This is a genomic window from Pseudomonas hamedanensis (genome assembly GCF_014268595.2).
Lineage (GTDB): Bacteria > Pseudomonadota > Gammaproteobacteria > Pseudomonadales > Pseudomonadaceae > Aquipseudomonas > Aquipseudomonas hamedanensis.
Map to the genome: position 1 here is coordinate 2,209,493 of NZ_CP077091.1, position 25,990 is coordinate 2,235,482.

At 58.3% G+C, this 25,990-nt stretch carries 23 protein-coding genes; 5 read left to right on the forward strand and 18 right to left on the reverse strand.

All coding sequences use genetic code 11. The features are described 5' to 3' along the window. Nucleotides 1-6 precede the first annotated feature (6 nt). Nucleotides 7-720, forward strand: a complete 714-nt coding sequence (locus HU739_RS09450; RefSeq protein WP_186551033.1) for a DUF3108 domain-containing protein — start codon at nt 7-9, stop codon at nt 718-720. Between the two features lie 181 nt (nt 721-901). On the opposite strand, the gene HU739_RS09455 is transcribed toward HU739_RS09450, so the two are convergent. Together HU739_RS09455 and HU739_RS09460 are read right to left on the reverse strand one after the other, a co-directional pair. Beyond that, nucleotides 902-2,527, reverse strand: a complete 1,626-nt coding sequence (locus HU739_RS09455; RefSeq protein ID WP_186551034.1) for a methyl-accepting chemotaxis protein — start codon at nt 2,525-2,527, stop codon at nt 902-904. Nucleotides 2,528-2,664: 137 nt separating this feature from the next. Further along, nucleotides 2,665-3,711, reverse strand: a complete 1,047-nt coding sequence (locus HU739_RS09460) for an amidohydrolase family protein (RefSeq protein WP_189684521.1) — start codon at nt 3,709-3,711, stop codon at nt 2,665-2,667. 129 nt (nt 3,712-3,840) lie between these two features. On the opposite strand from HU739_RS09460, the gene HU739_RS09465 reads away from it, so the two are divergent. Both HU739_RS09465 and HU739_RS09470 read left to right on the forward strand, forming a co-directional pair. Then, a complete protein-coding gene (locus HU739_RS09465) occupies nt 3,841-4,257 on the forward strand; it encodes an OsmC family protein (RefSeq protein WP_186551036.1) in 417 nt (138 codons plus the stop codon). A 61-nt stretch (nt 4,258-4,318) separates the two neighbouring features. Next, entirely contained in the window at nt 4,319-5,182 is an 864-nt protein-coding gene (locus tag HU739_RS09470; protein ID WP_186551037.1) for a pirin family protein, read from the forward strand. Between the two features lie 133 nt (nt 5,183-5,315). On the opposite strand, the gene HU739_RS09475 is transcribed toward HU739_RS09470, so the two are convergent. From HU739_RS09475 to HU739_RS09490, 4 genes are all read right to left on the reverse strand, one after another. Then, nucleotides 5,316-6,044 (reverse strand): dienelactone hydrolase family protein, encoded by a 729-nt coding sequence (locus HU739_RS09475; RefSeq protein WP_186551038.1) that lies wholly within the window; start codon nt 6,042-6,044, stop codon nt 5,316-5,318. A gap of 69 nt (nt 6,045-6,113) precedes the next feature. Further along, nucleotides 6,114-8,018 (reverse strand): molecular chaperone HtpG, encoded by a 1,905-nt coding sequence (gene htpG, locus HU739_RS09480; RefSeq protein ID WP_186551039.1) that lies wholly within the window; start codon nt 8,016-8,018, stop codon nt 6,114-6,116. Nucleotides 8,019-8,099: 81 nt separating this feature from the next. Continuing rightward, on the reverse strand, nt 8,100-8,552 hold the full coding sequence (locus HU739_RS09485; protein WP_186551040.1) for a PaaI family thioesterase: 453 nt from the start codon (nt 8,550-8,552) through the stop codon (nt 8,100-8,102). After that, a complete protein-coding gene (locus HU739_RS09490; protein WP_186551041.1) occupies nt 8,549-9,025 on the reverse strand; it encodes a PaaI family thioesterase in 477 nt (158 codons plus the stop codon). The genes HU739_RS09485 and HU739_RS09490 overlap by 4 nt, the downstream gene beginning before the upstream one ends. Nucleotides 9,026-9,183: 158 nt before the next feature. Between HU739_RS09490 and HU739_RS09495 the strand changes: the two genes are divergently transcribed. Next, entirely contained in the window at nt 9,184-9,420 is a 237-nt protein-coding gene (locus HU739_RS09495; RefSeq protein WP_008082962.1) for a hypothetical protein, read from the forward strand. 64 nt (nt 9,421-9,484) lie between these two features. Here HU739_RS09495 and HU739_RS09500 read toward each other — a convergent pair whose 3' ends face one another. From HU739_RS09500 to sdhC, 12 genes are all read right to left on the reverse strand, one after another. Then, nucleotides 9,485-9,886: an MAPEG family protein gene (locus HU739_RS09500; protein WP_186551042.1), complete on the reverse strand. Its 402-nt coding sequence runs from the start codon at nt 9,884-9,886 to the stop codon at nt 9,485-9,487. Continuing rightward, nucleotides 9,886-10,623: a DUF599 domain-containing protein gene (locus HU739_RS09505; RefSeq protein ID WP_186551043.1), complete on the reverse strand. Its 738-nt coding sequence runs from the start codon at nt 10,621-10,623 to the stop codon at nt 9,886-9,888. The genes HU739_RS09500 and HU739_RS09505 overlap by 1 nt, the downstream gene beginning before the upstream one ends. 259 nt (nt 10,624-10,882) lie before the next feature. Further along, complete coding sequence (brnQ, locus tag HU739_RS09510) at nt 10,883-12,196, reverse strand: branched-chain amino acid transport system II carrier protein (RefSeq protein ID WP_186551044.1); 1,314 nt, start codon at nt 12,194-12,196, stop codon at nt 10,883-10,885. A gap of 480 nt (nt 12,197-12,676) precedes the next feature. Continuing rightward, a complete protein-coding gene (sucD, locus tag HU739_RS09515) occupies nt 12,677-13,561 on the reverse strand; it encodes a succinate--CoA ligase subunit alpha (RefSeq protein WP_186551045.1) in 885 nt (294 codons plus the stop codon). Continuing rightward, on the reverse strand, nt 13,561-14,727 hold the full coding sequence (gene sucC, locus HU739_RS09520; RefSeq protein ID WP_186551046.1) for an ADP-forming succinate--CoA ligase subunit beta: 1,167 nt from the start codon (nt 14,725-14,727) through the stop codon (nt 13,561-13,563). Before sucC ends, sucD begins: the two co-directional genes overlap by 1 nt. A gap of 198 nt (nt 14,728-14,925) precedes the next feature. Next, entirely contained in the window at nt 14,926-16,362 is a 1,437-nt protein-coding gene (gene lpdA, locus HU739_RS09525; protein WP_186551047.1) for a dihydrolipoyl dehydrogenase, read from the reverse strand. Nucleotides 16,363-16,471: 109 nt separating this feature from the next. Beyond that, nucleotides 16,472-17,695 (reverse strand): 2-oxoglutarate dehydrogenase complex dihydrolipoyllysine-residue succinyltransferase, encoded by a 1,224-nt coding sequence (gene odhB / locus HU739_RS09530; protein WP_186551048.1) that lies wholly within the window; start codon nt 17,693-17,695, stop codon nt 16,472-16,474. A 44-nt stretch (nt 17,696-17,739) separates the two neighbouring features. After that, nucleotides 17,740-20,571: a 2-oxoglutarate dehydrogenase E1 component gene (locus HU739_RS09535; protein ID WP_041479560.1), complete on the reverse strand. Its 2,832-nt coding sequence runs from the start codon at nt 20,569-20,571 to the stop codon at nt 17,740-17,742. Between the two features lie 251 nt (nt 20,572-20,822). After that, nucleotides 20,823-21,527, reverse strand: a complete 705-nt coding sequence (locus HU739_RS09540; protein ID WP_016773675.1) for a succinate dehydrogenase iron-sulfur subunit — start codon at nt 21,525-21,527, stop codon at nt 20,823-20,825. Nucleotides 21,528-21,538: 11 nt separating this feature from the next. Next, nucleotides 21,539-23,311 carry a succinate dehydrogenase flavoprotein subunit gene (gene sdhA, locus HU739_RS09545; protein WP_186534249.1) on the reverse strand — a complete coding sequence of 591 codons (1,773 nt, stop codon included), beginning with the start codon at nt 23,309-23,311 and terminating at the stop codon, nt 21,539-21,541. Between the two features lie 3 nt (nt 23,312-23,314). Further along, a complete protein-coding gene (gene sdhD, locus HU739_RS09550) occupies nt 23,315-23,683 on the reverse strand; it encodes a succinate dehydrogenase, hydrophobic membrane anchor protein (RefSeq protein ID WP_008049683.1) in 369 nt (122 codons plus the stop codon). Further along, the gene (gene sdhC, locus HU739_RS09555) at nt 23,677-24,051 is read right to left on the reverse strand and encodes a succinate dehydrogenase, cytochrome b556 subunit (protein ID WP_016773673.1); all 375 of its coding nucleotides are present in this window, start codon (nt 24,049-24,051) and stop codon (nt 23,677-23,679) included. The genes sdhD and sdhC overlap by 7 nt, the downstream gene beginning before the upstream one ends. Nucleotides 24,052-24,414: 363 nt before the next feature. Between sdhC and gltA the strand changes: the two genes are divergently transcribed. Further along, entirely contained in the window at nt 24,415-25,704 is a 1,290-nt protein-coding gene (gene gltA, locus HU739_RS09560; protein ID WP_101158686.1) for a citrate synthase, read from the forward strand. Nucleotides 25,705-25,990: the final 286 nt, after the last annotated feature.

Consider the following 25,990-nt stretch of genomic DNA (forward strand, 5'->3'; position numbering starts at 1 on the left):
GATATTATGCGTCGCGCCCTGCTCTTCGCTTGCGCTCTGCTCGCCCTGCCCTTTGCGCAGGCAGCGGACCTTCAACCGTTCTCCGCCAGCTACACCGCCGACTGGAAACAGCTGCCCATGAGCGGCACTGCCGAACGCAGCCTGACCAAGGAAGCCAACGGCGTCTGGAAACTCAGCTTCAAGGCGTCGATGATGATCGCCAGCCTGACCGAAGAAAGCACCCTGACCCTGGACAAGGACACCTTGCTGCCACAGTCCTACCACTTTGAACGCGGTGGTCTGGGCAAAGCGAAAAAGGCCGACCTGGACTTCGACTGGGCCAACAAACTGGTCACCGGCACCGACCGTGGCGACCCGGTGAAGATCCCGCTGAACCGTGGCATGGTCGACAAGTCCACCTATCAACTGGCGCTGCAACATGACGTGGCGGCCGGCAAGAAGACCATGAGTTATCAGGTGGTCGACGACGGCGAAGTCGATACGTATGACTTCCGCGTGCTGGGTTCGGAAAAAGTCGAAACCAAGGCGGGTCAGATCGAAGCGATCAAGGTCGAGCGCGTGCGCGACCCGACGCAAAGCAAGCGCATCACCGTCCTGTGGTTCGCCAAGGATTGGGATTACCTGCTGGTACGCCTGCAACAGGTTGAAACCGACGGCAAGGAGTACAACATCATGCTCCTCGACGGTACGGTCAACGGCAAGGCTGTCAAAGGCAGCTGATCCGAAGCAAGAACAATGAGCCCCGCGAATGCGGGGCTTTTTGTTGTCTGAAGATCCAACTGGAGCCGGACGCAACCTTGTAGGAGTGAGCCTGCTCGCGATAGCGGACCGTCAGACAGCACATCATCGAATGTCAGAAAGCAATCGCGAGCAGGCTCACCCCTACAAAGGGCAGCGCTGCTTAGACCGAAAACCTCGCCACCAGCGCATTCAAATCCACCGCCAGCCGCGACAACTCCTGACTCGCTGCACTGGTCTGATTGGCCCCCGCCGACGTCTGCGTCGCCAGATCACGGATATTCATCAGGTTGCGATCCACCTCCCGCGCCACCGCGGCCTGTTCTTCCGAGGCGCTGGCAATCACCAGGTTGCGCTCGTTGATCAGTGTAAACGCCGAGGCGATTTCCTCCAGCGCAGCCCCGGCCTCCTGGGCCAGCGCCAGTGTCGAACGGGCCCGGGCATTGCTCTGCTGCATCGAGCTGACCGCCGAATCGGTGCCCTGTTGAATGCCGCCAATCATCTGCTCGATTTCCTGCGTGGACTGTTGGGTACGATGGGCCAGCGCGCGCACCTCATCGGCCACCACCGCAAACCCGCGCCCGGCATCACCGGCCCGCGCCGCCTCGATCGCCGCGTTCAGGGCCAACAGGTTGGTCTGCTCGGCAATCGAGCGGATGACATCCAGCACCTTGCTGATGCCATGAACCTTTTGCGCCAGATCCTCCACCCGGGCCGCGTTATGGGTCACGTCCTCGGCAAGGAATTCGATCGACGACACGGTCTGCTGCACTTGCTCGCGGCCATGCTGGGCAATGCGATCGGACTCGCGGGAGGCTTCGGAGGTGGCCACAGCGTTGTTCGCCACCTCCTCGACCGCCGCCGTCATCTGATTGACCGCAGTAGCCGCCTGTTCGATTTCCTGACTCTGCTGGTGCAGACCGCGCGTGGCGTCTTCGGTGACGCAGCTCAGCTCTTCAGAGGCCGAGGCCAATTGGCTGGACGACTCGGAGATGCGGCGGATGGTGTCGCGCAGATTGTGCTGCATGCTTTTCAGTGCTTGCAGCAAGCGCGCTGGCTCGTCTTTGCCGGCGATGTGGATATCGCCGGTCAAATCACCGCCCGCGACGACCTCAGCCACGTTGAGTGACTGGGTCAAGGGCACGACGATGCTGCGCGTCAGCAACAATGCCAGGCCGATGGTGACTAACGCCGTCATCGCGATCATCACCCCGACCCAGACCCTTGAATGACTGAACACCAAGCGTGCCGCCTCGGTGGCAAGGTTGGCATTGTGTTTATTCAGGTCAACCAGCTCGCGCAGGGTGACGGCGATTTCGTCGGCCAGCGGGCTCATCTGATCATTGAGAATCGCTGACGCTTCGGCGACCCGATTCTGCGCCGAGAGCTGTACTACCTGGGCCTGAAGCTCAAGGTACTTGTGCTCGGCGACCTTGAAGCGGTCAAACAGCACGCGCTCCTCAGGCAGTGCGATCAACCCGTCATAGTGCTGCTGCGCCTCACTCAAGCCATTGCGCAGCTCATTGAGCTTGGCGACGTTTTGCTCCAATGCCTTGGGATCACGGTTGAGCAGCAGGCGCATGGTCAAGGCGCGCAGACGCAACATGTCCTGACTCATCTCTCCGACCGCCATGACGCTGGGCAGCCAGTTATTGTCGACCTCGTCGGACTGCGCACGCATGTTCGACATTTGCAGCAGCGCAAATGCCCCGAGGGCAAACACCATCAATGCCAACAGGCCAAAACCCAGGCCGGCGCGCGGGGCGATATTGAGACTACGGATATTCATCGTTGTGGCTCCTTCCAAAGACGCTGCATCAGCCTGCAGCGGGTTGCTTTAGAAGGTATCGGCACTGCCCTGAAATTGCGTAAGACGAAAAGGCGATAGGGAGACGAACGGCTAGTTCGAACCGGAGAACTCGACGTTCAGCGCTGATCAGCGGTTTTGCCTGTATTGCGAGGCAATATCGCCAGGAAGTTGTCCCTTGCAACTTTCCGCGCCACCGCTTCCGGCAGCGCATCGAGAAACGGTCGGTAGCTGTGCATTTCCTGACCGAGCTTGTTGAACCGTCCCACCACGTCAGAGCCGAGCATAAAGCGATCCGGATACTTTTCCACCAGCGCCAGCCATTCCGCGCGAGGCTTGCCCTGCTCGTCCAGCAGATACGGCGTGAGCATGCTCCACGACAGGTCGATAAACAGATTCGGATAGGCTTCCAGCAAGCGTGTCAGGGTCGGCAGCAGAAACGGCAACTGTGTCTGGTGCCGATGGATTTCGGCGCTCGTGCCCGCGTGCGCCCAAATGAACCGGGTGTGCGGGTGGTTGCGCAGCGGTTCCTCTACTTCTTTCAGGTACAGCGGATTTTTCTCACGCTTGGAAGTGATGTTGGAATGCAGCATGACCGGCAGATCGTTCTCGGCGGCCAGGTGATAAATCTTGGTCATCGCTTCATTGTTGGCCCGCGGTGTGTCACCTGAGGTCAGCGCCGTCAGGTCGTCATGCCGGGTGAACACTTCGCCAATGCCTTGCCACAACCCCGGATACAAATCGAGCATGCGCTGAATGTGCGCGGCGGAATTCTTGTCGTTGGGATTGAAACCGGAAAGAAACGGATGAAAGTACTGGCGCTGCTCAGGCGGGAGTTTTTGCACCGCATCGGCCACGATGACATCAGTGGCGCTGTACCAATAGGCATCGGCGTCATCACCCGCGTAGTAGCGAGGGCGCTTGGGCTCGTCTTCGTGCCATTTCTTCGCCACGGGGATGCCGGAAATCATCACGTGCTCGATGGAGTTTTCTTGCATGGCCGTCAGCAATTTCTGCATGCCAGCGGTTTCCTGGAAAAAATCCACGTAATGCAGATGCGCATCGCTGTAGGTGTATTCACGGGCGCTGGCACTGGCGGCAAACACCAGCAGGCAGGCGAGACTCAAACGAGACAAGGACACAAGTAATCTCCGGCAGATGGGCATAGCCTAGACCGTGCCCGGACGACAAGGGTTCATCCCGCAGGGAAAGCGGAACGCGTACCGGTGGGAATGTTCTATAACTGCAGGACCCTGTTCCCTCGAACGACTCTTCCTACTGCCTGTGAGGTTCCCATGACTGTTACCGTCAATACCGTCTCTGCCGAAGGTTTTCGTCACACCGTGCAGATCGATGACCACGAATTATTTGCCGACGTGCCGAAAACGGCCGGCGGCGAAGGTACCGCGCCCGAGCCACACGATTACTTCGATGCTGCGCTCGGCGCCTGTAAAGCGCTGACCCTGAAGATGTATGCGAAGAAAAAAGACATCCCGCTGACCGGCGTCGGTGTCGAAGTAAAACGTGACAACAGCGAAGAACAGAAAGGCAAATACGCGCTGCACGTCACCCTTACCCTCAAAGGCGTTCTGACCGACGCCCAGCGCGAAGAGCTGCTGCGCGTCGCCGATCGCTGCCCGATTCACAAGCTGATGACCACCAGCGAAGTGACCATCGAAACCCATGCGCCTCAAGGCTTTGACAGCCAGTAATCCTCCTGTTGCCAGCGGCGGGTTATGCTTCTGGCATTACCCGCTCAGCCTGGAATACCCCATGGACACGCAACCCCTGATCATCCGCCCGCGCGCCGAAGACGTCGAAGGCCAGCCGATTCTGCGCCCGCTGCCGTCAGCCAAATGCCGCAGCGTTGGCCCATTCGTATTTTTCGACCACATGCTCGAAACGGTTTATCCGACGGGCAAAGGCATGGACATCCGACAGCACCCGCACATCGGCCTGTCGACCCTCACCTATTTGTTCCAGGGGCAATTGCAGCACAAGGACAGTCTTGGCTCCGATCAGGTGGTCAGCGCTGGCGATGTCAGCTGGATGACTGCCGGCAGCGCGATTGCCCATGTCGAGCGCACGCCTGTGCCACTGCTTGCCGAAACCTTCACTCTGCACGGCCTGCAAGTCTGGCTGGCCTCGCCCAAAGAACATGAGCAGGGCCCGGGGCATTACAGCCACCACCCGGCGGCAACATTGCCGGTCAGCGATAACCTCGGCGTGCAGATTCGGATGATTGCCGGGTCGGGCTTTTGCCTGGAATCGCCGGTACCAGTGCTTTCTCCTACGCTGTACGCCGAAGTGAAGATGCAAACCGCGACCACACTGCTGATTCCGACCGAGCATGCCGAGCGCGCGGTGTATGTGTTGAGTGGTGATGCACAGTTGAATGGCGAAACGATTGAGCCGCATGCGCTGGTGGTGCTGCCCGCTGGCGAAGAGATGAGTCTGTTTGCCGAAAGCGATGTGCACGCCGTGGTGTTCGGCGGCGCGCCGCTGGACGGGCCGAGGCGGATCAACTGGAATTTCGTTGCCAGTGATCCGGCGGCGATTGATGAGGCACGGCGCAAGTGGGCGGCCGGGGATTGGCCGACGGTGCTGGGGGAAGTTGAGCGGATTGAACTGCCCTGAGATCCCATCGTCTGGAAAATTGTTATCGCGAGCAGGCTCACTCCTACAGGGGAGCGCATTCCACTTGTAGGAGTGAGCCTGCTCGCGAAGAGGCCCTTACAGACACTGCACAAGCCAGCGTCTGAAAGCAAAATCAGCCCTTGAACACCTCGTCCAGCAAATCATGCATCGACTTGAACGCCCGCTTGGCGGTCTTCTCGTCGTACATCATCTTGCCCGGCACATTGGCGTGCGGATCGGTAAACGAGTGCACCGCACCGCCGTAGCTCAGCAGTTGCCAGTCCACGCCCGCCGCATTCATTTCATCTTCGAACGCTGGCAGTTGCTCTTTCGGCACCAACGGATCGGACGCGCCATGCAGCACCAGCACCGACCCCTTGATGTTCTGCGCATCCGCAGGATTCGGTGAATCCAGCGTACCGTGGAACGACACCGCCGCTTTGACCGGCGCGCCGGTACGCGCAAGATCCAGCGCGCAGCAGCCGCCGAAGCAGAAACCGAACACCGCCAGTTTCGAGGTATCCACCGCCGCTTCGCCCTGCGCTTGCAACTGCTCGAAGGCCACTTGCAGGCGTTTGCGCAGCAGCGCGCGGTCGTCCTTGAGCGGCATCATCGCGGCAAGCGCCTGATCGGCGTTCTGCGGACGCACAGCCTGACCATAGACGTCAGCGATCAATACCACGTAGCCCTTGGCCGCCACCGCTCTGGCGATCTCTTCGGCACCGGCGCTGACGCCCATCCAGTTCGGCGCCATCAACAGACCCGGGCGCGCGCCTGCGTGCCCGGTGTCGAACGCCAGCCGACCTTCATAAGGTTGACCATCAATCTGATAGACCACGGAACGTACAGTGACTTGGCTCATTTCTGACTCCTGATTGCTTAAACACCAGAATGAAAAAACCCGCCGAAGCGGGTTTTTCCTACAACGTGATCAAACCGACAGTTCAACCAGCAGCTTGTTCAGACGACGCACATACGCCGCCGGGTCTTTCAGGCTGTCGCCCGCCGCGAGGGCGGCCTGATCGAAGAGGATGTGCGACAGGTCGCCAAAACGCTCTTCGCTCTGCTCTCCATCGAGTTTCTCGATCAGCGGGTGGTTCGGGTTGAATTCGAAGATCGGCTTCGAATCCGGCACTTTCTGCCCGCTGGCTTCGAGGATCTGGCGCATTTGCAGGCCCAGGTCCTGTTCACCGATGGCCAGAATGGCCGGCGAATCGGTCAAACGATGGGATACGCGGACTTCAGCCACGGAATCGCCCAGCGCGGTTTTCAGACGCTCAACCAGACCTTCTTTGGACTTGGCGACTTCTTCTGCGGCTTTCTTGTCCTCTTCCGAGTCCAGGTTGCCCAGATCAAGATCACCGCGCGCCACATCGACAAACGTTTTGCCGTCGAACTCGCTGAGGTAGCTCATCAGCCACTCGTCGATGCGATCGGTCAGCAGCAGCACTTCGATGCCTTTCTTGCGGAAGACTTCCAGGTGCGGGCTGTTCTTGACCTGCGCGTAGGTTTCGCCGGTGAGGTAGTAGATCTTGTCCTGACCTTCCTTGGCGCGGGCCAGGTAGTCAGCCAGACCGACAACCTGTTCGCCGTCGTCACCGTTGGTCGATGCGAAACGCAGCAGACCGGCAATTTTCTCTTTGTTGGCGAAGTCTTCTGCCGGGCCTTCTTTCATGACCTGACCGAAATTCTTCCAGAAGCCCTTGTATTGCTCAGGCTCGTTCTTCGCCAGTTTTTCCAGCATGTCCAACACACGCTTGGTCAGCGCTGTTTTCATCGAGTCGATGATAGGGTCTTTTTGCAGGATTTCCCGCGACACGTTCAGCGACAGGTCGTTGGAATCAACCACACCTTTAATGAAGCGCAGGTACAACGGCAGGAACGACTCTGCCTGATCCATTACAAATACACGCTGCACGTACAGTTTCAGGCCTTTCGGCGCTTCACGCTGGTACAGGTCGAACGGTGCACGAGCCGGTACGTACAGCAGGGAACTGTACTCAAGCTTGCCTTCGACCTTGTTGTGGCTCCACGACAGTGGATTCTCGTAGTCGTGAGCGATGTGCTTGTAGAACTCCTGGTATTCCTCGTCTTTGACTTCAGTGCGCGGACGAGTCCACAGGGCGCTGGCGCGATTGACGGTTTCCCATTCAACGGCTGGAGCCTCTTCGCCTTCGGCCGGAGTGACTTCCTTCGGCAATTCGATCGGCAACGCGATGTGGTCGGAGTATTTCTTGATGATGTTGCGCAGACGCCAGCCATCGGCGAATTCGTCTTCACCGGATTTCAGGTGCAGAACGATGCGGGTGCCGCGCTCTGGCTTGTCGATGTTGGCAACTTCGAACTCGCCCTCGCCTTTCGACGACCAGTGCACGCCTTCGCTGGCGGCGGTGCCGGCACGACGGCTGTAGACATCAACCTTGTCGGCAACGATGAAGGCCGAGTAGAAGCCAACGCCGAACTGGCCGATCAGGTGCGAATCTTTCTTCTGATCGCCGGAAAGATTTTTCATGAAATCGGCGGTGCCGGATTTGGCGATGGTACCCAGGTGGGTGATCACATCGTCACGGTTCATGCCGATACCGTTGTCTTCGAGGGTGACGGTCTTGGCGTCTTTGTCGAAGCTCACACGGATTTTCAGGTCAGCGCCACCTTCGAGCAACTCAGGCTTGGCCAGGGCTTCGAAGCGCAGCTTGTCGACAGCGTCAGAGGCGTTCGAGATCAATTCGCGAAGGAAAATTTCCTTATTCGAATACAGCGAATGGATCATGAGGTGCAGCAGCTGCTTTACCTCGGTCTGGAAGCCCAGGGTTTCCTTTTGAGTTTCCACACTCATGGTCATCAAACTCCAATCAGATGGCATTGGCCGCGACCCGAATGGTCGGCGGCGGGTTGTCATCTGAGTTGGGGGCGCTGTTCAGGATTTCAAGGGCTCATCGATTTTGAAGTGTGCGCGCGCGGTAGCAATCGGTTCGCCCTCAGTGCTTTGCCAGGCAGTGATCGCGACGTTAGCCACGCGCCGCCCCTGACGGCACACCTGACACCTGGCCCAAGTGTCGCGAAACTGCCCGGCGCGCAGGTAATCGAGGGAAAAGTCGATGATCTTCGGCACCCCTGGCGTGCCGGTAAAAATCAGCAGATGCAGGGCCGCGGCCAGCTCCATGAACCCGGCAATCACCCCGCCGTGGATCGCCGGCAATAAAGGGTTACCAATGTTGTCTTTGTTCGCCGGCAACTTGAACAGCAGCTCATCGCCTACTCGCGAGCATTCGATGCCGATCAGTCCGGCGTAAGGAATCAATGCCAGCAGCGGTGCGTAATCGCCCTGCGCGTGGGCCTGCTGCAGCTGCGCCTTGAGGTCATGGCTCATTGGTTGGCACCCTTGATCGTGCCAGCGAAGCCTTTGCTGCCCTTCAGACCAATCCCCATGCGCATAAACGTGCCGACGACATGGGCGATCGGCTGTTCGGGATCGTCCTGGTAGGCGAAACCTCGAGCAAAGATCACATCGGTGGTGACGCGGTAGCACTGCGCAAAGCCATACACGGCTTTATTCGGTTCGGCAGCGTGCATGTAGTCGATGCGCAGGTCGAGGGTCGGGCAGATTTCAAACTCCGGCAGTACGCATAAAGTCGACATACCGCAGGCGGTGTCCATCAATGAAGTGATGGCGCCGCCATGGATAACCCCGGTGTCGGGATTCCCGACGATTTTATTGCTGTAAGGCAACATCACTGTCAGCCCTTCGCTGGAAGCACTGTGCACTTGCAGGCCCAGTACCTGACAGTGACGCAATGCCGATAAAAAGCGCGTCGCACGCTCAAAAACGGGGTTTTCGGCCATCTGATAATTACTCGCGTTTGGGCCTTGTGCCAGTATTGAAGAAAGCGGCAAAAGTTCCGTGATAAAACAAACTTATATATCTGAAACAAATGAGGAACTTAACCTGTAGCGCCGAGTTCTTAAGGCCAGTAGTTATTTTCCATAAGGAGAAACACCCCATGCGTAAGACTTTAGCTATTGCCTTGATGTTGACCGCTTCCCTCGGTCTCGCTGCCTGCGATAAAAAATCCGAGGACAAAGCTCAAGATGCCAACCAACATGCTGAGCAGGCTCAGCAAGACATGAACAAAGCTCAGGATAAAGTGAACGACGCAGCAAAAGAAAACGCCGAAGCTGCCAAAGCTCAGGCTGAATCGAACGCCGCAGCTCAAGATGAAGCCGCCAAAAAGCAATAAGCTTTCTGGTGTGAAAAGAAAACCCGCCAAGTGCGGGTTTTCTTTTGCCTGCGATTCAGCAGCCTTAGAGCAAGACGGTTCGAAAAGTCGGACTAATCATCAGCAACAACGAACAGACGAAGCCGACTAGCCACATCAGGCTGCGCAACTTCGGCAGGTCAGCCAGGTAGAACCAAACGTAGAGAATCCGCGCGAGTACAAAGATGATCGCCAACGCATCGATCAACCAGCCCGCCGTTTGTGTGGTGTGCGCCATCAGCACACCGACCGCGAACAACACGAACGCTTCGATGCTGTTTTGATGGGCCGCCAGCGCCCGTGCGCCATAACCGGTGAGTTGCGCCTGTTGCTGACGCGGCAGGTGGTTGTTGTAACCGCCCTGCTCTTTCATGGCTTTGCCCACCGGCATGCGCGCGATGTAAATCAACAGGGCGCTGATCAACACGCACCAGAACGGAATACTCATCAAACAATTTCCTTATTCGCTTCGGGCAATGGCGCCTCTGTAGGGGTATAGACCATCACGTCAAGCACGTCGGAATGAAACTCACGGCGATACAACACCACCACGACCCCCGCACTCATGATCATGAACAGCCACGGGCTGACGAACCACGCCAGCATGCTCATGCCGAAGTAGTAAGAGCGCAAGCCGAAGTTGAACTGGTTGGCGGCCATCGAGATTACCCGCGCCGCCCGCGAAGCGAAGGCCTTGCGTTCCTGCTCGGTCACCTGGCGCTCGCCGATCATCGGCGCCGAACCCACCAGAATCGCCGCGAAGTTGTACTGGCGCATGCACCAACTGAAGGTGAAGAAGGCATAGACGAACACCAGTGCCAGACACAGCAGCTTGATCTCCGACATGCCCTGGGACGCCTGCTGAATCATCGGAATATCCGCCAGCAGCGACACCGCCCGCTCCGACGCGCCAAGCACGGTGAGAATACCGGCAAGAATAATCAAGGTACTTGAGGCGAAGAACGAGGCGTTGCGCTCCAGATTGCCAATCACGCTGGCATCGGCGATGCGGTTGTCACGCAACAACATGCGGCGCATCCAGTCTTCGCGATACAGGTGCAGAACGCTGGCCAGACACGCCGTGTCGCGGGCCTTCCAGGTGGCATAACGGGTGTAACCGCCCCAGCAGATGACGAACCAGACGGCGGCGAGCAAGTGGATCAGGTTGGCTTGGATGAACGACATGCAATTCCTTGTGAGATGTAAACGCTATACACCTGTAGGAGTGAGCCTGCTCGCGATAGCGGTTTGTCATTCAATACTGAAGTGACTGAGAAACCGCTATCGCGAGCAGGCTCACTCCTACATAAAAGCTAAGCAACCCTTCGACGTTAGCTCAGCAAAAAAGACACTGCCTCACGCGCATAAAAAATGCCCCGTATCGATTGATACGGGGCATTTCTGTTTAACCGTGCCCGACCCGCTTGTGGCAGGTCAAACCACGTCAGGCAGTGACTTCGCTGCGCTTGCCCAGCAGGCGATCACACACCACTGCGACCACCAGTGTCATCACGCAAGGCACCAGCCACGCCAGCCCCTGCTCACTCAGTGGCAAATGGGTCAGCTGCGACGGCATCCAGTCAGCCAGACCCGCACCTTTGAGCGCATCGATGCTGCCGAACAGGAACGACACCAGCATCACCGGACCAAGAATGCGCCCGTGCTCATGCCAGAAGTCCTTGCAGAAGCTCAACGCCACCAGAACGATGCACGGCGGGTAGATCGCCGTCAGCACCGGAATTGAGAAGGCAATCAGCTTGGTCAGGCCCAGGTTGGACACCAGCAGCGAGAACGCCGCCAGAATGATCACCAGCGTCTTGTAGGACAGTGGCAACACGCGGCTGAAGTATTCGGCGCAGGCGCAGGTCAGGCCAACCGCCGTGACCAGACACGCCAGCGAGATCAGCACCGCGAGGAAACCGCTGCCCAGCGAACCGAAGGTGTGCTGCACGTAGGCATGCAAGACCGCCGCGCCGTTGGTCGCACCGACCGCCACTTCATGGCTGCCGGAACCGAGGCGGAACAGGCTGACATACACCAGCGCCAGCCCGACGCCGGCAATCAGCCCGGCGATGATTGCGTAACGAGTGATCAGTGCAGGCGATTCGACGCCACGGGAGCGGATCGCATTGACGATAACGATACCGAACACCAGCGCGCCGAGGGTATCCATGGTCAGATAACCATTGATGAAACCTTGGGAGAACGGTGCGGCGACGTATTCCGGGGTGCCGTGACCGATATCGCCGGCCGGCAAAGCGAACGCGGCGATGCCCAGCACAGCCAGGGCGATGATCTTCAGCGGCGCGAGAAAACGACCGACTGTGTCCAGCAAACGCCCAGGGTAGAGCGAGATGAAGAACACCAGCAGGAAGTACACCGAGCTGTAGAGAAACAGTGCCAACGGACTTTCGCCCGTTAGCGGCGCCAGACCCACTTCGAACGACACGGTCGCCGTCCGCGGCGTGGCGAACAGCGGACCGACGGCCAGGTAGCACGCAGCGGCAAGGATGCCGCCGGCAATCTTGCCGATCGGGCTGCTTAGCGCGTCCATTGCTCCGCCGACCTTGGCCAGCGCCACCACGGTGACCACCGGCAAACCCACTGCGGTGATCAGAAAGCCCAGCGCAGCCATCCAGACATGAGGGCCGGCCTGCAAGCCAACGATCGGCGGGAAAATGATGTTACCGGCCCCAACGAACAGGGCAAACGTCATAAAACCAAGTGCCAGGATGTCCTGACCTTTCAAAACTTTCATTAAGGTAATACCACACTACTGAAATCGGAATTTAGAGGGGGATTGCCCTGTGGGATTAGGGAAATGCTGTCGATCCGTATGGGACTGACCCTTAAAGCGCGTGGCTGCCTTGTGGGCGGCGGACGCAAAAATGGCTGCCAGCCTAACGAATTTGGCTGACAAACGCACTGTTAGAGGGCGAACTATCCGATACGCGACGTTTCCGTGTCGCGTTTACGTATTTAATTTTCATACACAGAACCTGGATTCATCACAGGAAACCTGTGGCGAGGGGATTTATCCCCGATGGACTGCGCAGCAGTCCCAAGAATCCGAGCTGAAGCTGCCTGACTGATCATGGTCGCTAGCATGGGGCCGCTTCGCAGCCCAGCGGGGATAAATCCCCTCGCCACAACAGCCCTCAAAATTTTCATACGCCAGAAACGACAAAGGCCACCCGAAGGTGGCCTTTGTTGCTGGAGCTAAAAAGTCAGCCGAAGCTTACTTCTTCACTTCCCAGCCAGTCAGCTCGGCCAGGGCCTTGCCGATGTCTGCCAGCGAACGCACGGTTTTCACGCCTGCGTCTTGCAGCGCAGCGAATTTCTCGTCTGCAGTGCCTTTGCCGCCAGAGATGATTGCGCCAGCATGGCCCATGCGCTTGCCCGGAGGAGCAGTCACACCAGCAATGTAGGAAACAACCGGCTTGGTCACGTGTGCCTTGATGTAAGCAGCCGCTTCTTCTTCAGCCGAACCGCCGATCTCGCCGATCATGACGATCGCTTCGGTCTTCGGGTCTTCCTGGAACAGCTTCAGGATGTCGATGAAGTTCGAGCCCGGGATCGGGTCACCGCCGATGCCGACGCAAGTCGACTGACCGAAACCGGCGTCAGTGGTCTGCTTCACAGCTTCGTAGGTCAGGGTGCCGGAACGCGAAACGATACCGACCTTGCCTGGCAAGTGAATGTGACCTGGCATGATGCCGATCTTGCATTCGCCTGGGGTGATCACGCCTGGGCAGTTAGGGCCGATCAGGACTACGCCCAGCTCGTCGCACTTAACTTTAGCGTCCAGCATGTCCAGGGTAGGAATGCCTTCGGTGATGCAGACGATCAGCTTGATACCGCCGAATGCCGCTTCCAGGATCGAGTCCTTGCAGAACGGAGCCGGAACGTAGATCACGCTGGCGGTAGCGCCAGTGGCCGCTACTGCGTCTTTGACGGTGTTGAACACTGGCAGGCCCAGGTGCTCGGTGCCGCCCTTGCCCGGAGTTACGCCACCGACCATCTTGGTGCCGTATTCGATGGCTTGCTGGGTGTGGAAACTACCTTGCGAACCGGTAATACCCTGGCAGATAACTTTGGTGTCTTTATTGATCAGGACGCTCATTATTTGCCCTCCGCAGCTTTGACAACTTGTTGAGCAGCGTCGGTCAGGCTGGTAGCAGCGATGATGTTCAAACCGCTTTCTGCCAGTACTTTAGCGCCCAGCTCAGCGTTGTTGCCTTCAAGGCGAACAACTACCGGGATTTTCACGCCGACTTCTTTCACAGCGCCGATGATGCCTTCGGCAATCATGTCGCAGCGAACGATGCCGCCGAAGATGTTGACCAGTACTGCAGCGACATTGGTGTCGGACAGAATGATCTTGAACGCTTCGGTAACGCGTTCCTTGGTAGCACCGCCGCCCACGTCGAGGAAGTTGGCTGGCTTGCCGCCATGCAGGTTGACGATGTCCATGGTACCCATGGCCAGACCGGCACCGTTGACCATGCAGCCGATGTTGCCTTCCAGGGCTACGTAGTTCAGTTCGAACTTGGCAGCGTGCGCTTCGCGCGGATCGTCCTGCGACGGATCGTGGAAAGCCTTCAGCTTAGGCTGACGGTACATGGCGTTGGCGTCGATGTTGATCTTGGCGTCGAGGCAATGCAGATCGCCGTCAGCCTTGATCACCAGCGGGTTCACTTCCAGCAGAGCCAGATCGTGGTCTTTGAACAGCTTGGCCAGACCGACGAAGATCTTGGCGAACTGAGTGACCTGCTTGCCTTCCAGACCCAACTGGAATGCCAGCTCGCGACCCTGGGATGGCTGAGCGCCAACCAGTGGATCGATAGTGGCCTTGAGAATTTTTTCTGGCGTGTCGTGAGCGATTTTCTCGATGTCCACGCCACCTTCGGTGGAAGCCATGAACACGATGCGACGGCTCGAACGGTCAACGACAGCGCCCAGGTACAGCTCTTTAGCGATATCAGTGCACGATTCAACCAGGATCTTGGTGACTGGCTGGCCATTGGCGTCAGTCTGGTAAGTCACCAGACGCTTGCCCAGCCACTGCTGTGCGAAGGCCTTGGCGTCTTCTTTGCTGCGAACCAGCTTGACGCCGCCCGCTTTACCGCGACCACCGGCGTGAACCTGGGCTTTGACGACCCACTCGTTGCCGCCGATCTTGTCGCAAGCTTCTGCTGCTGCTTCCGGGGTGTCTACTGCGTAACCAGTGGAAACTGGCAGGCCGTATTCAGCGAACAGCTGCTTACCCTGATACTCGTGAAGATTCATGCTTTTTACCGTCTTCGTTAGGTACTGCGCATTCGGCGCTGCGCTCGTTTGAGTGCCGCGCCACCTGTGACTGCTGCTTGCGTAGCTTCCCGGTTACCCGGTGCAGCTACGCAAGGCTGCGTCCAGCGGACATTCCGCGGTGAGCTTTGCTCGCAAGGCTCACGACGGGCCGTTACCGCCGTGGTTTCTTATTGTCTGTTAACGCTTCTTGCGGTTGGCAATGTGGATGGCGCCGCCATTCACTGCCAGAGCAGCTTCGTGCAAGGCTTCAGACAGGGTCGGATGGGAGAAAACCATCATGCCCAGGTCTTCAGCGCTGGTGCCGAATTCCATACCGATCGCGCCCTGCTGAACCAGTTCTGCAGCGCTCGGGCCAATCACGTGCACGCCCAATACGCGGTCAGTCTTGGCATCGGCGATGACCTTGACGAAACCACCGGTATCGTTGGCAGCCATGGCACGGCCGGAAGCGGCGAACGGGAAGGTGCCGACGTTGACTTCAACGCCTTCGGCCTTCAGCGCCTGCTCGGTTTTACCGACCCACGCGATTTCCGGGTGAGTATAAATAACCGAAGGGATCAAATCATAGTTCATCTGAGCCTTGTGGCCCTTGATGCGCTCGACCACCATGATGCCTTCTTCCGAAGCCTTGTGCGCCAGCATCATGCCGCGAACCACGTCACCGATGGCGAAAACGCCCGGTACGGTGGTCGCGCAGTGATCGTCAACGTGCACGAAACCGCGCTCGTCAAGGGTCACGCCGCTGTCGGCAGCCAGCAGATCAGTGGTCACCGGACGGCGACCAACGGCTACGATCAGCTTGTCGAACGTGATGGTCTGTTCGCCGTTGGCATCGGTGTAGTTCACCACGACTTCGTCGCCGTTGACTTTCGAACCGGTAACGCGGGCGCCCAGCTTGATGTCCAGGCCCTGCTTGGTCAGGGTTTTGAATGCTTCCTTGGAAACAGCGGTGTCCGCCGCCATCAGGAAGGTATCCAGCGCTTCGAGAACGGTCACTTCCGCACCCAGACGCGACCATACCGAACCCAGTTCCAGACCGATCACGCCAGCGCCGATCACGCCCAGACGCTTCGGTACGGACTGGAATTCCAGCGCGCCGGTCGAATCAACGATGACGTTCTGATCGACCGGAGCCGGTGGAATGTCGATCGGACGCGAACCTGGAGCCAGGATGACGTTTTCAGCTTCGATGACTTCAACCGAGCCGTCCGGCTTGGTGACTTCGACTTTCTTGCCGGCCAGCAGCTTGCCGTGGCCCTGGATCGAAGTAACGCCGTTGGCCTTGAACAGGGTGGCAACACCGCCGGTCAGGTTCTTGACGATACCAGCCTTGCGGCCAACCATCGCAGCGACGTCCATTTTGACTTCGCCGGTCGAGATACCGTGAACATTGAAGCTTTCTTTTGCTTCCTTGTATTTCCAGGAGCTGTCCAGCAGCGCCTTGGAAGGAATGCAGCCGACGTTCAGGCAGGTACCGCCCAAGGCTTGCTTGCCTTCGGCATCGGTGTACTTCTCGATGCAGGCAGTGCTCAGACCCAGCTGTGCGGCCTTGATGGCAGCCACATAGCCACCAGGGCCAGCACCGATCACTACTACGTCAAATTTCTGCGACATTCAAAAAATCCTCTTTAGCAATAAAGCTACGAGCCGCAAGCCACAAGCTGCAAGCCCTTCAGCTCGCCTGGAGCTTGTGGCTTGAAGCCTGAAACTTGCAGCTGTTTTCTTAGATATCCAGCAACAGACGAGCCGGATCTTCCAGCAGGTTCTTGATGGTCACCAGGAAGGTTACAGCTTCTTTGCCATCGATCAGACGGTGATCGTAGGACAGTGCCAGGTACATCATCGGGCGGATCACGACCTGACCGTTGATGGCCATAGGACGCTGGATGATGTTGTGCATGCCCAGAATCGCTGCCTGCGGCGGGTTGACGATGGGTGTCGACATCATCGAACCGAAGGTACCACCGTTGGTGATGGTGAAGGTACCACCGGTCATCTCGTCCATCGACAGTTTGCCGTCACGGGCTTTCTTGCCAAATGTTGCGATGCCGCCTTCGATTTCAGCCAGGCTCATCAGCTCCGCGTTACGCAGAACCGGTACCACCAGGCCGCGGTCGCTGGAAACGGCAACGCCGATGTCCGCGTAGCCGTGGTAAACGATGTCGCCGCCGTCGATCGACGCGTTGACCGCCGGGAAGCGCTTCAGCGCTTCGGTGGCTGCCTTGACGAAGAACGACATGAAGCCCAGGCGTACGCCGTTGTGGGACTTCTCGAACAGGTCCTTGTACTTCGAACGCAGGGCCATGACTTCGGTCATGTCGACTTCGTTGAACGTGGTCAGCATGGCCATGTTCGACTGCGCTTCAACCAGACGCTTGGCCACGGTGGCACGAACGCGGGTCATCGGTACGCGCTTCTCGATGCGGTCGCCAGCAGCGAACACTGGAGCGGCAGCCGAAGGAGCAGCAGCCTTGGCAGGCGCGGCAGCCGGAGCGGCTTTCTTGGCAGCAACCGCTGCAACCACGTCTTCCTTGGTCACACGACCGCCTTTGCCGGTGCCGGCAACGGAGGCGATGTTGATGCCGTTTTCTTCAGCCAGCTTGCGCGCAGCCGGAGCTGCGATCGGGTCATCTTCGCCTTCGGCAGCAGCCGGTGCGGCAGCGGCAGTAGCCGCCGGAGCAGCAGCGGCGGCTGGAGCGGCAGCAGCGCTGCCCTCTTCAATCGAGCCCAGGACCTGGTTCGACAGAACGGTAGCGCCCTCTTCGGCAACGATTGCGCCCAGCACGCCGTCCGCTTCAGCCAATACTTCCAGCACGACTTTGTCGGTTTCGATGTCGACGATCAGGTCGTCACGCTTGACGGCCTCACCTGGTTTCTTGTGCCAGGTGGCAACGGTGCCATCGGCAACCGATTCCGGGAATGACGGGGCTTTGATTTCGATAGCCATTATCTGTGGGTCCTTAAAATTCGGTTTCAGTCAGCGCGAAGGCGTTAAACAGTGAAAGCATCTTGCAGCAGTTTTTCCTGCTGCTCGGCGTGCATCGATGCGTAACCACAAGCTGGCGCAGCCGAAGCCTCACGGCCCGCGTACTCAAGTACGAGAGTCTTGTCGAGGTTGGCGATGCTGCGACGCAAGTGATGCTGGCTGCAGTACCAGGCACCCTGGTTCATCGGCTCTTCCTGACACCAGACGGCATGCTTGACGTTGGTGTACGGAGCCAGGACTTCCTTCAAGTCGTCCTCAGGGAACGGATACAGCTGCTCGATACGCACGATGGCGATATCTTCGCGGCCTTCGGCACGGCGTTTTTCCAGCAGGTCGTAGTAGACCTTGCCGCTGCACAGAACCACGCGCTCGACCTTTTTCGGGTCCAGGGCATCGATTTCCGGGATCACGGTCTGGAACGAACCTTCGGCCAGATCTTCCAGCGTCGAGATGGCCAGCTTGTGGCGCAGCAGCGACTTCGGCGTCAGCACGACCAGCGGCTTGCGCAGCGGACGAATCACCTGACGACGCAGCAAGTGGTAGATCTGTGCCGGGGTAGTCGGCATGCACACCTGAATGTTGTGCTCGGCGCACAGCTGCAGGTAACGCTCAAGACGTGCCGAGCTGTGCTCAGGGCCCTGGCCTTCGTAACCGTGTGGCAGCAGCATGGTCAGACCGCAGAGACGGCCCCACTTGTGCTCGCCGCTGGTGATGAACTGGTCGATCACGACCTGTGCACCGTTGGCGAAATCGCCGAACTGGGCTTCCCAGATCACCAGCGCGTTTGGCGTGGTGGTCGAGTAACCGTATTCGAACGCCAGTACTGCTTCTTCCGAGAGGAACGAGTCGTACAGGTCGAAACGAGGCTGACCGTCGTACAGGTTCTGCAGTGGAATGTAGGTGCCCGCGTCTTTCTGGTTGTGCAGCACAGCGTGACGGTGCGAGAACGTACCGCGGCCGATGTCCTGACCGGTCATGCGGATCGGGTGACCTTCGAACGCCAGGGTCGCGTACGCCATGGTTTCGGCATAACCCCAGTTGATCGGCAGGCCGCCGGCTTGCATCTTCTGACGGTCTTCGTAGATCTTCGCGACCTGACGCTGGACCACGAAGCCTTCCGGAATTTCCAGCAGCTTGGCGGACAGCTCTTGCAGGGTCTTGAGATCGAAGCGAGTGTCGTGACGCGCAGTCCAGGCGTGGCCCAGATACGGACGCCAGTCGACGAACAGCTCTTTGTTCGGCTCTTTGACCAGCGATTTCACGACGTGCAGACCGTTGTCCAGCGCGTTGCGGTATTCGTCGACCTTGGCCTGAACACGTTCAGCGTCGAGCACACCGGCCTGGGTCAGGCGGTCAGCGTACAGCTCACGGGTGGTGCGCTGCTTGGTGATCTGCTGATACATCAGAGGCTGGGTGCCGCTTGGCTCGTCGGCCTCGTTGTGGCCGCGACGACGGTAGCAGACCAGGTCGATCACCACGTCCCGCTTGAACTGCATGCGGTAGTCGATGGCCAACTGGGTCACGAACAACACGGCTTCCGGATCATCGCCATTCACATGGAGGATCGGCGCCTGGATCATCTTGGCAACGTCGGTGGCGTACTCGGTGGAACGCGAGTCCAGCGGGTTGCTGATGGTGAAACCGACCTGGTTGTTGATCACGATGTGCACGGTACCGCCGGTCTTGAAACCGCGGGTCTGCGACATCTGGAAGGTTTCCATGACCACGCCTTGACCGGCGAACGCCGCGTCACCGTGGATGGAGATCGGCAGCACCTTCTCACCGGTCAGGTCGTTGCGACGGTCCTGACGGGCGCGCACCGAACCTTCGACCACCGGGGAAACGATTTCCAGGTGGGACGGGTTGAACGCCATGGCCAGGTGAACTTCACCGCCGGTGGTCATCACGTTGGACGAGAAGCCCTGGTGATATTTCACGTCGCCGGAGCCCAGCTCGACCTTCTTCTTGCCTTCGAACTCGTCGAACAGCTCGCGCGGGTTCTTGCCGAAGGTGTTGACCAGTACGTTCAGACGACCACGGTGGGCCATGCCGATGACGACTTCCTTGGTGCCGTACGAGCCGGAACGCTGGATCAGTTCGTCGAGCATCGGAATCAGGCTTTCGCCGCCTTCCAGACCGAAACGCTTGGTGCCCGGGTATTTGGTGCCCAGGTATTTTTCCAGGCCTTCACCGGCGGTCACACGCTCAAGCAGGTGGCTCTTGATGTCGGCGGAGTACGTCGGGCGACCACGCACGCTTTCCAGACGCTGCTGGAACCACTGGCGCTGCTCGGAATCGGTGATGTGCGTAAATTCAGCGCCGATGGTGCGGCAATATGTCTGCTGCAACGCTTCGTGAATTTCGCGTAGGCTCGCTTCCTCTTTGCCGATGAACAGGTCGCCGGCACGGAAGGTCGTATCAAGATCGGCATTGGTCAAGCCGTAATGATTGATCGACAGGTCTGCAGGTGCAGGACGCTGCCACAGCCCCAGCGGGTCAAGCTGGGCTGCCTGGTGGCCACGCATACGGTAGGCCTGGATCAATCGCAGCACTTCAACTTGCTTCTTCTCGTGCTCACTGCTCACGCTGCCGGCGGAAACCGGTTGGGCGCGGCGCTGGTTCTTTGCCAGCAGCACGAAATGATCGCGAATTGTCGAGTGCGAAACATCAGTGGCAGAGTTGCCGTCGGCGGGCAACTTCTGAAAGTAGGTGCGCCACTCTTCTGGCACAGCGTTAGGGTCGTGCAGGTAGAGCTCATAAAGCTCTTCCACATAGGCAGCGTTTCCACCTGAAAGGTAGGCGCTGTTCCACATGCGCTGCATCACGCTTTCTTGCATGCTTGGTCACCCTCGGTTAGGGGAACACCATCGGCGTCGACACCGAGCAAACTTGCAGAAGTCCGAATGCAGCGACTAAAACAAGCCACTTAGGATCACACTGATAGTCCGGGTACCAGCCCGGATGCCCCTGCTTGTCTCATTTCTTCAAAATAAGAGCTGCAGCTTATGGCTACGGCTCTGGTTATAGCCATGACGCGGGTTGAAGCCCGCGCCACAGCCTCTACGGTGCAACGGTTACAGCAGCTGAATCACACGCCGCTTGAAAGCAACATGTTACGGATGTGACCGATGGCCTTAGTCGGGTTCAGGCCTTTCGGACATACGTTGACGCAGTTCATGATGCCCCGGCAGCGGAAGACGCTGAACGGGTCATCGAGTGAAGCCAGACGCTCGCTGGTCTTGGTGTCACGGCTGTCAGCCAGGAAGCGGTAGGCTTGCAGCAGCGCAGCAGGACCGAGGAACTTGTCAGGGTTCCACCAGAACGATGGGCAAGAAGTCGAGCAGCAGGCGCACAGGATGCACTCGTACAGACCGTCGAGCTTTTCACGTTCTTCCGGCGATTGCAGACGCTCGATGGCCGGAGCCGGCGTGTCGTTCTGCAGGTAAGGCTTCACCTTCTCGTATTGCTTGTAGAAGATGCTCATATCGACAACCAGGTCACGGATAACCGGCAACCCTGGCAGTGGACGAACGATCAGCTTGTTACCTTTTACAACGGCAGACAGCGGCGTGATGCATGCCAGACCGTTTTTGCCGTTGATGTTCATGCCGTCGGAGCCGCAGACGCCTTCACGGCAGGAGCGACGATAGGAGAAACCCTCGTCCTGCTCCTTGATCAGGGCCAGCACGTCCAGCACCATCAGGTCTTTACCACCGGTATCGACCTGGAAATCCTGCATGAACGGCGCAGCGTCCTGATCAGGGTTGTAGCGATAAACACTGACTTGCAACATGGCGGTCACCCTTAATAAGTCCGGACTTTAGGTTCGAAAGTCGGAACAGTCTTCGGCGAGAAGTTCACGGCACGCTTGGTGACGCGCTTGTCACCCGGGAAGTACAGGGTGTGGCACAGCCAGTTTTCGTCATCACGGTCTTCGAAATCTTCACGGGCGTGAGCGCCGCGGGACTCTTTACGGACTTCGGCCGCAATGGCGGTAGCTTCAGCCACCTCCAGCAGGTTTTGCAGTTCCAGCGCTTCGATACGTGCAGTGTTGAACGCCTGCGACTTATCGTTGATCTTCACGTTGGCGATACGCTTGCGCAGATCGGCCAGCTGAGCGATGCCCTTCTGCATGTATTCGCCGGTACGGAATACACCGAAGTAGTTCTGCATGCAGCTTTGCAGCTCACGACGCAGGGTGGCAACGTCTTCACCGTCGGTACGGTTGTTCAGCGCGTTCAGACGCGACAGTGCAGCTTCGATGTCGGACTCGGTGGCGTCGTCGTATTCGATACCGTCGGTCAGCGCCTTTTCCAGGTGCAGGCCGGCAGCGCGACCGAAGACCACCAGGTCGAGCAGCGAGTTGCCGCCCAGACGGTTGGCACCGTGCACCGATACGCAAGCCACTTCACCTACAGCGAACAGACCTGGAATGATCTGATCCACGCCTTCGGCGTTCTGGGTGATCGCCTGGCCATGAATGTTGGTGGCAACGCCGCCCATCATATAGTGGCAGGTCGGAACAACCGGAACCGGCGCAACCACCGGGTCAACGTGAGCGAAAGTCTTCGACAATTCGCAGATGCCTGGCAGACGGCTGTGCAGCACTTCCTCGCCCAGGTGGTCGAGTTTGAGCATCACGTGGTCGCCATTCGGACCGCAACCGTTGCCAGCGATGATTTCTTTAACCATCGAACGAGCAACCACGTCACGACCGGCCAGGTCTTTCGCGTTCGGAGCATAACGCTCCATGAAACGCTCGCCGTGCTTGTTGATCAGGTAACCACCTTCACCACGGCAGCCTTCTGTAACCAGTACACCGGCGCCGGCGATACCGGTCGGGTGGAACTGCCACATTTCAATGTCTTGTACCGGCACGCCAGCACGCAAGGCCATGCCAACGCCGTCACCGGTGTTGATCAGGGCGTTGGTGGTGGACGCGTAGATACGGCCTGCACCGCCAGTAGCCAATACGGTGGCCTTGGCGCGGATGTACGATGTTTCACCGGTTTCGATGCAGATCGCGATCACACCGACGAATTCGCCTTCCTGGTTTTTCACCAGATCGACCGCGTAGTACTCGTTGAGGAACGTGGTACCGGCTTTCAGGTTGCCCTGATAAAGGGTGTGCAGCAGCGCGTGGCCGGTACGGTCGGACGCCGCGCAGGTACGTGCTGCCTGACCGCCCTTGCCGTAGTCCTTGGACTGGCCACCGAACGGACGCTGGTAGATACGGCCTTGCTCGGTACGCGAGAACGGCAGACCCATGTGGTCCAGCTCGAACACGGCGGCCGGGCCTTCCTGACACATGTATTCGATAGCGTCCTGGTCACCGATGTAGTCGGAACCCTTGACGGTATCGTACATGTGCCAGCGCCAGTCATCGTTCGGATCGGCGGAAGCGATTGCGCAAGTGATGCCACCCTGTGCGGACACAGTGTGCGAACGGGTCGGGAAAACCTTGGTGATCACCGCAGTCTTGTGGCCGCCCTGTGCCAGCTGCAGCGCCGCGCGCATGCCGGCACCGCCACCACCAATAATGATGGCGTCGAAAGAAATCGTTGGAATGTTAGCCATGACTCAGATACCCCAGAGAATCTGCACACCCCAGACGAAGTAAGCGAACATCGCAACGCCGCATACTGCCTGGAAAAGGAAACGTATCGCCGTTGCGGACTTGCCGAACGCCATTGGCGTCAGGTAGTCGGTCGCGATGGTCCACATGCCGACCCAGGCGTGAGCGCCCAGAGCAACAAGGGCCAGCAGGCTGAAAATACGCATTCCGTTGTGGGCGAACAGTTCATGCCACTGGGCATACTCGAGGCCAGGGTTGGCGACGATGTATCCGATCAGAAAGATGAAGTAAGCCGCGAGAACGACCGCAGACACACGTTGCGCCATCCAGTCATAGAGGCCCGAACGCGACAGGTTAGTGACGTTAGTTACCATATCCAGACTCCTGCCAGAACGATTACCACCACGGAAACGGCGATAACGATTTTCGAGCCCAGTTTGCCGCCTTCCAGCGTCTCACCGATGCCCATGTCCATGATCAAGTGGCGCACACCGGCTACCAGGTGATACAGCAGAGCGGACAGGATGCCCCAAATCACTAGCTTGGCTAGCGGACTGGTCAGACACGCTTTCACCTGACCGAAGCCTTCCTCGGAGCTCAGCGACTTGTCCAATGCATAAAGCATGATGGCAAGGCACACAAAGAGGATGACACCGGAGATTCGGTGAAGAATGGACGTGTAAGCAGTGACTGGGAGTTTGATGGTCCTTAGGTCTAGGTTTACAGGTCGTTGGCTTTTCACGGCTTTTTTTTCACACTGAAGAGCCCCTAACAATCAGGGCAAAGTTGTTGGGGAGTGCACTGGTCAGGTAACCACCACCCAGGGATGCGACCCCCAATGAAAGCAAGCCCAAAAGCCCTTGGCGGTCGGTGGCCGAGTATAGACAGTTAGGCTACTAATGACAACGCGTTCACCTACCCCCAATAGCGGATTGCACAAGTTGCATAAAAGGCGTAAATGGCAGGCAATTTCGAGGAAAAAGTCGGCTTAAAGCCTTCTGGAGCAAGACTTTAGGCAAATTGACATTCGAATTTATCTCACTATAGTGGTGCGGGCCCTGCGTGGGGGGTCTGTCTGATGGTTCAAGCATAAATAGGAGGCCACATGGCTGACAAAAAAGCGCAGTTGATCATCGAGGGCGCAGCCCCCGTCGAGCTGCCCATTTTAACCGGCACCGTTGGTCCCGATGTAATCGATGTTCGGGGCCTGACGGCCACGGGCCGCTTCACTTTCGACCCGGGTTTCATGTCGACCGCCTCGTGCGAATCGAAGATCACCTATATCGACGGCGACAACGGCATTCTGTTGCACCGCGGCTACCCGATCGAACAGCTGGCTGAAAAGTCGGACTACCTGGAAACCTGCTACCTGCTGCTCAACGGCGAATTGCCGACCGCAGAACAGAAGGCCCAGTTCGTCAGCACCGTGAAAAACCACACCATGGTTCACGAGCAGCTGAAAACCTTCTTCAACGGTTTCCGTCGCGACGCCCACCCGATGGCCGTCATGTGCGGTGTAGTCGGCGCCCTCTCGGCCTTCTACCACGACTCCCTGGACATCAATAACCCGCAGCATCGCGAAATTTCCGCGATCCGCCTGGTTGCGAAGATGCCAACCCTGGCAGCGATGGTTTACAAGTACTCCATGGGCCAACCCATGATGTACCCGCGCAACGACCTGACGTACGCGGAAAACTTCCTGCACATGATGTTCAACACCCCGTGCGAGATCAAACCGATCAGCCCGGTGCTCGCCAAGGCCATGGACCGGATCTTCATCCTCCACGCCGACCACGAGCAGAACGCTTCGACCTCCACCGTGCGTCTGGCCGGCTCTTCGGGTGCCAACCCGTTTGCCTGTATCGCCGCCGGTATCGCCGCACTGTGGGGCCCTGCCCACGGCGGTGCGAACGAAGCCGTGTTGACCATGCTCGATGAGATTGGCGATGTGTCGAACATTGACAAGTTCATCGCCAAGGCCAAGGACAAGAACGATCCGTTCAAGTTGATGGGCTTCGGTCACCGCGTCTACAAGAACCGCGACCCGCGCGCGACTGTGATGAAGCAGACCTGCGACGAAGTGTTGAAGGAACTGGGCATCAACAACGATCCGCAACTCGAACTGGCCATGCGCCTGGAAGAGATCGCCCTGACCGATCCGTACTTCATCGAACGCTCGCTGTACCCGAACGTCGACTTCTACTCGGGGATCATCCTCAAGGCGATCGGCATTCCGACCAGCATGTTCACCGTGATTTTCGCCCTGGCACGTACTGTGGGCTGGATTTCGCACTGGAAGGAAATGTTGTCGAGCCCGTACAAGATTGGCCGTCCGCGCCAGCTCTATACTGGCTACGAGTCGCGTGACATTACTTCGCTGGAAGATCGCAAATAGGGTTTTTCTTTTTTGTGATGGTTTAGTGGGTGTGTCAGGAACGGCCTCTATTTATAGAGGCCGTTTTTGTTTGTTGGATTGGGGGTATATCCGTTGCTGCGGTAACGGCTTCTTATGGTTTCGCTCTTACAGCGAGTCACCTTTTCCAAACGCCGAAAAGGTAACCCAAAAGGCTTTGCCCCGGCGTACGGCCCGCTCGCTGGGGCTCGGGGTTCCTTCGTTACGGGACCGATCCGGGCGCAGCGTCTCCGGCTTGCTTCGCTGCACCTCCTCCCGCTGTGTACGA

Coding starts and splice junctions, on each gene's coding strand:
- HU739_RS09450 (WP_186551033.1), top strand. CDS start 7: ATGCGTCGCGCCCTGCTCTTCGCTTGCGCTCTGCTCGCCCTGCCCTTT.
- HU739_RS09455 (WP_186551034.1), bottom strand. CDS start 2,527: ATGAATATCCGTAGTCTCAATATCGCCCCGCGCGCCGGCCTGGGTTTT.
- HU739_RS09460 (WP_189684521.1), bottom strand. CDS start 3,711: ATGCCCATCTGCCGGAGATTACTTGTGTCCTTGTCTCGTTTGAGTCTC.
- HU739_RS09465 (WP_186551036.1), top strand. CDS start 3,841: ATGACTGTTACCGTCAATACCGTCTCTGCCGAAGGTTTTCGTCACACC.
- HU739_RS09470 (WP_186551037.1), top strand. CDS start 4,319: ATGGACACGCAACCCCTGATCATCCGCCCGCGCGCCGAAGACGTCGAA.
- HU739_RS09475 (WP_186551038.1), bottom strand. CDS start 6,044: ATGAGCCAAGTCACTGTACGTTCCGTGGTCTATCAGATTGATGGTCAA.
- htpG (WP_186551039.1), bottom strand. CDS start 8,018: ATGAGTGTGGAAACTCAAAAGGAAACCCTGGGCTTCCAGACCGAGGTA.
- HU739_RS09485 (WP_186551040.1), bottom strand. CDS start 8,552: ATGAGCCATGACCTCAAGGCGCAGCTGCAGCAGGCCCACGCGCAGGGC.
- HU739_RS09490 (WP_186551041.1), bottom strand. CDS start 9,025: ATGGCCGAAAACCCCGTTTTTGAGCGTGCGACGCGCTTTTTATCGGCA.
- HU739_RS09495 (WP_008082962.1), top strand. CDS start 9,184: ATGCGTAAGACTTTAGCTATTGCCTTGATGTTGACCGCTTCCCTCGGT.
- HU739_RS09500 (WP_186551042.1), bottom strand. CDS start 9,886: ATGAGTATTCCGTTCTGGTGCGTGTTGATCAGCGCCCTGTTGATTTAC.
- HU739_RS09505 (WP_186551043.1), bottom strand. CDS start 10,623: ATGTCGTTCATCCAAGCCAACCTGATCCACTTGCTCGCCGCCGTCTGG.
- brnQ (WP_186551044.1), bottom strand. CDS start 12,196: ATGAAAGTTTTGAAAGGTCAGGACATCCTGGCACTTGGTTTTATGACG.
- sucD (WP_186551045.1), bottom strand. CDS start 13,561: ATGAGCGTCCTGATCAATAAAGACACCAAAGTTATCTGCCAGGGTATT.
- sucC (WP_186551046.1), bottom strand. CDS start 14,727: ATGAATCTTCACGAGTATCAGGGTAAGCAGCTGTTCGCTGAATACGGC.
- lpdA (WP_186551047.1), bottom strand. CDS start 16,362: ATGTCGCAGAAATTTGACGTAGTAGTGATCGGTGCTGGCCCTGGTGGC.
- odhB (WP_186551048.1), bottom strand. CDS start 17,695: ATGGCTATCGAAATCAAAGCCCCGTCATTCCCGGAATCGGTTGCCGAT.
- HU739_RS09535 (WP_041479560.1), bottom strand. CDS start 20,571: ATGCAAGAAAGCGTGATGCAGCGCATGTGGAACAGCGCCTACCTTTCA.
- HU739_RS09540 (WP_016773675.1), bottom strand. CDS start 21,527: ATGTTGCAAGTCAGTGTTTATCGCTACAACCCTGATCAGGACGCTGCG.
- sdhA (WP_186534249.1), bottom strand. CDS start 23,311: ATGGCTAACATTCCAACGATTTCTTTCGACGCCATCATTATTGGTGGT.
- sdhD (WP_008049683.1), bottom strand. CDS start 23,683: ATGGTAACTAACGTCACTAACCTGTCGCGTTCGGGCCTCTATGACTGG.
- gltA (WP_101158686.1), top strand. CDS start 24,415: ATGGCTGACAAAAAAGCGCAGTTGATCATCGAGGGCGCAGCCCCCGTC.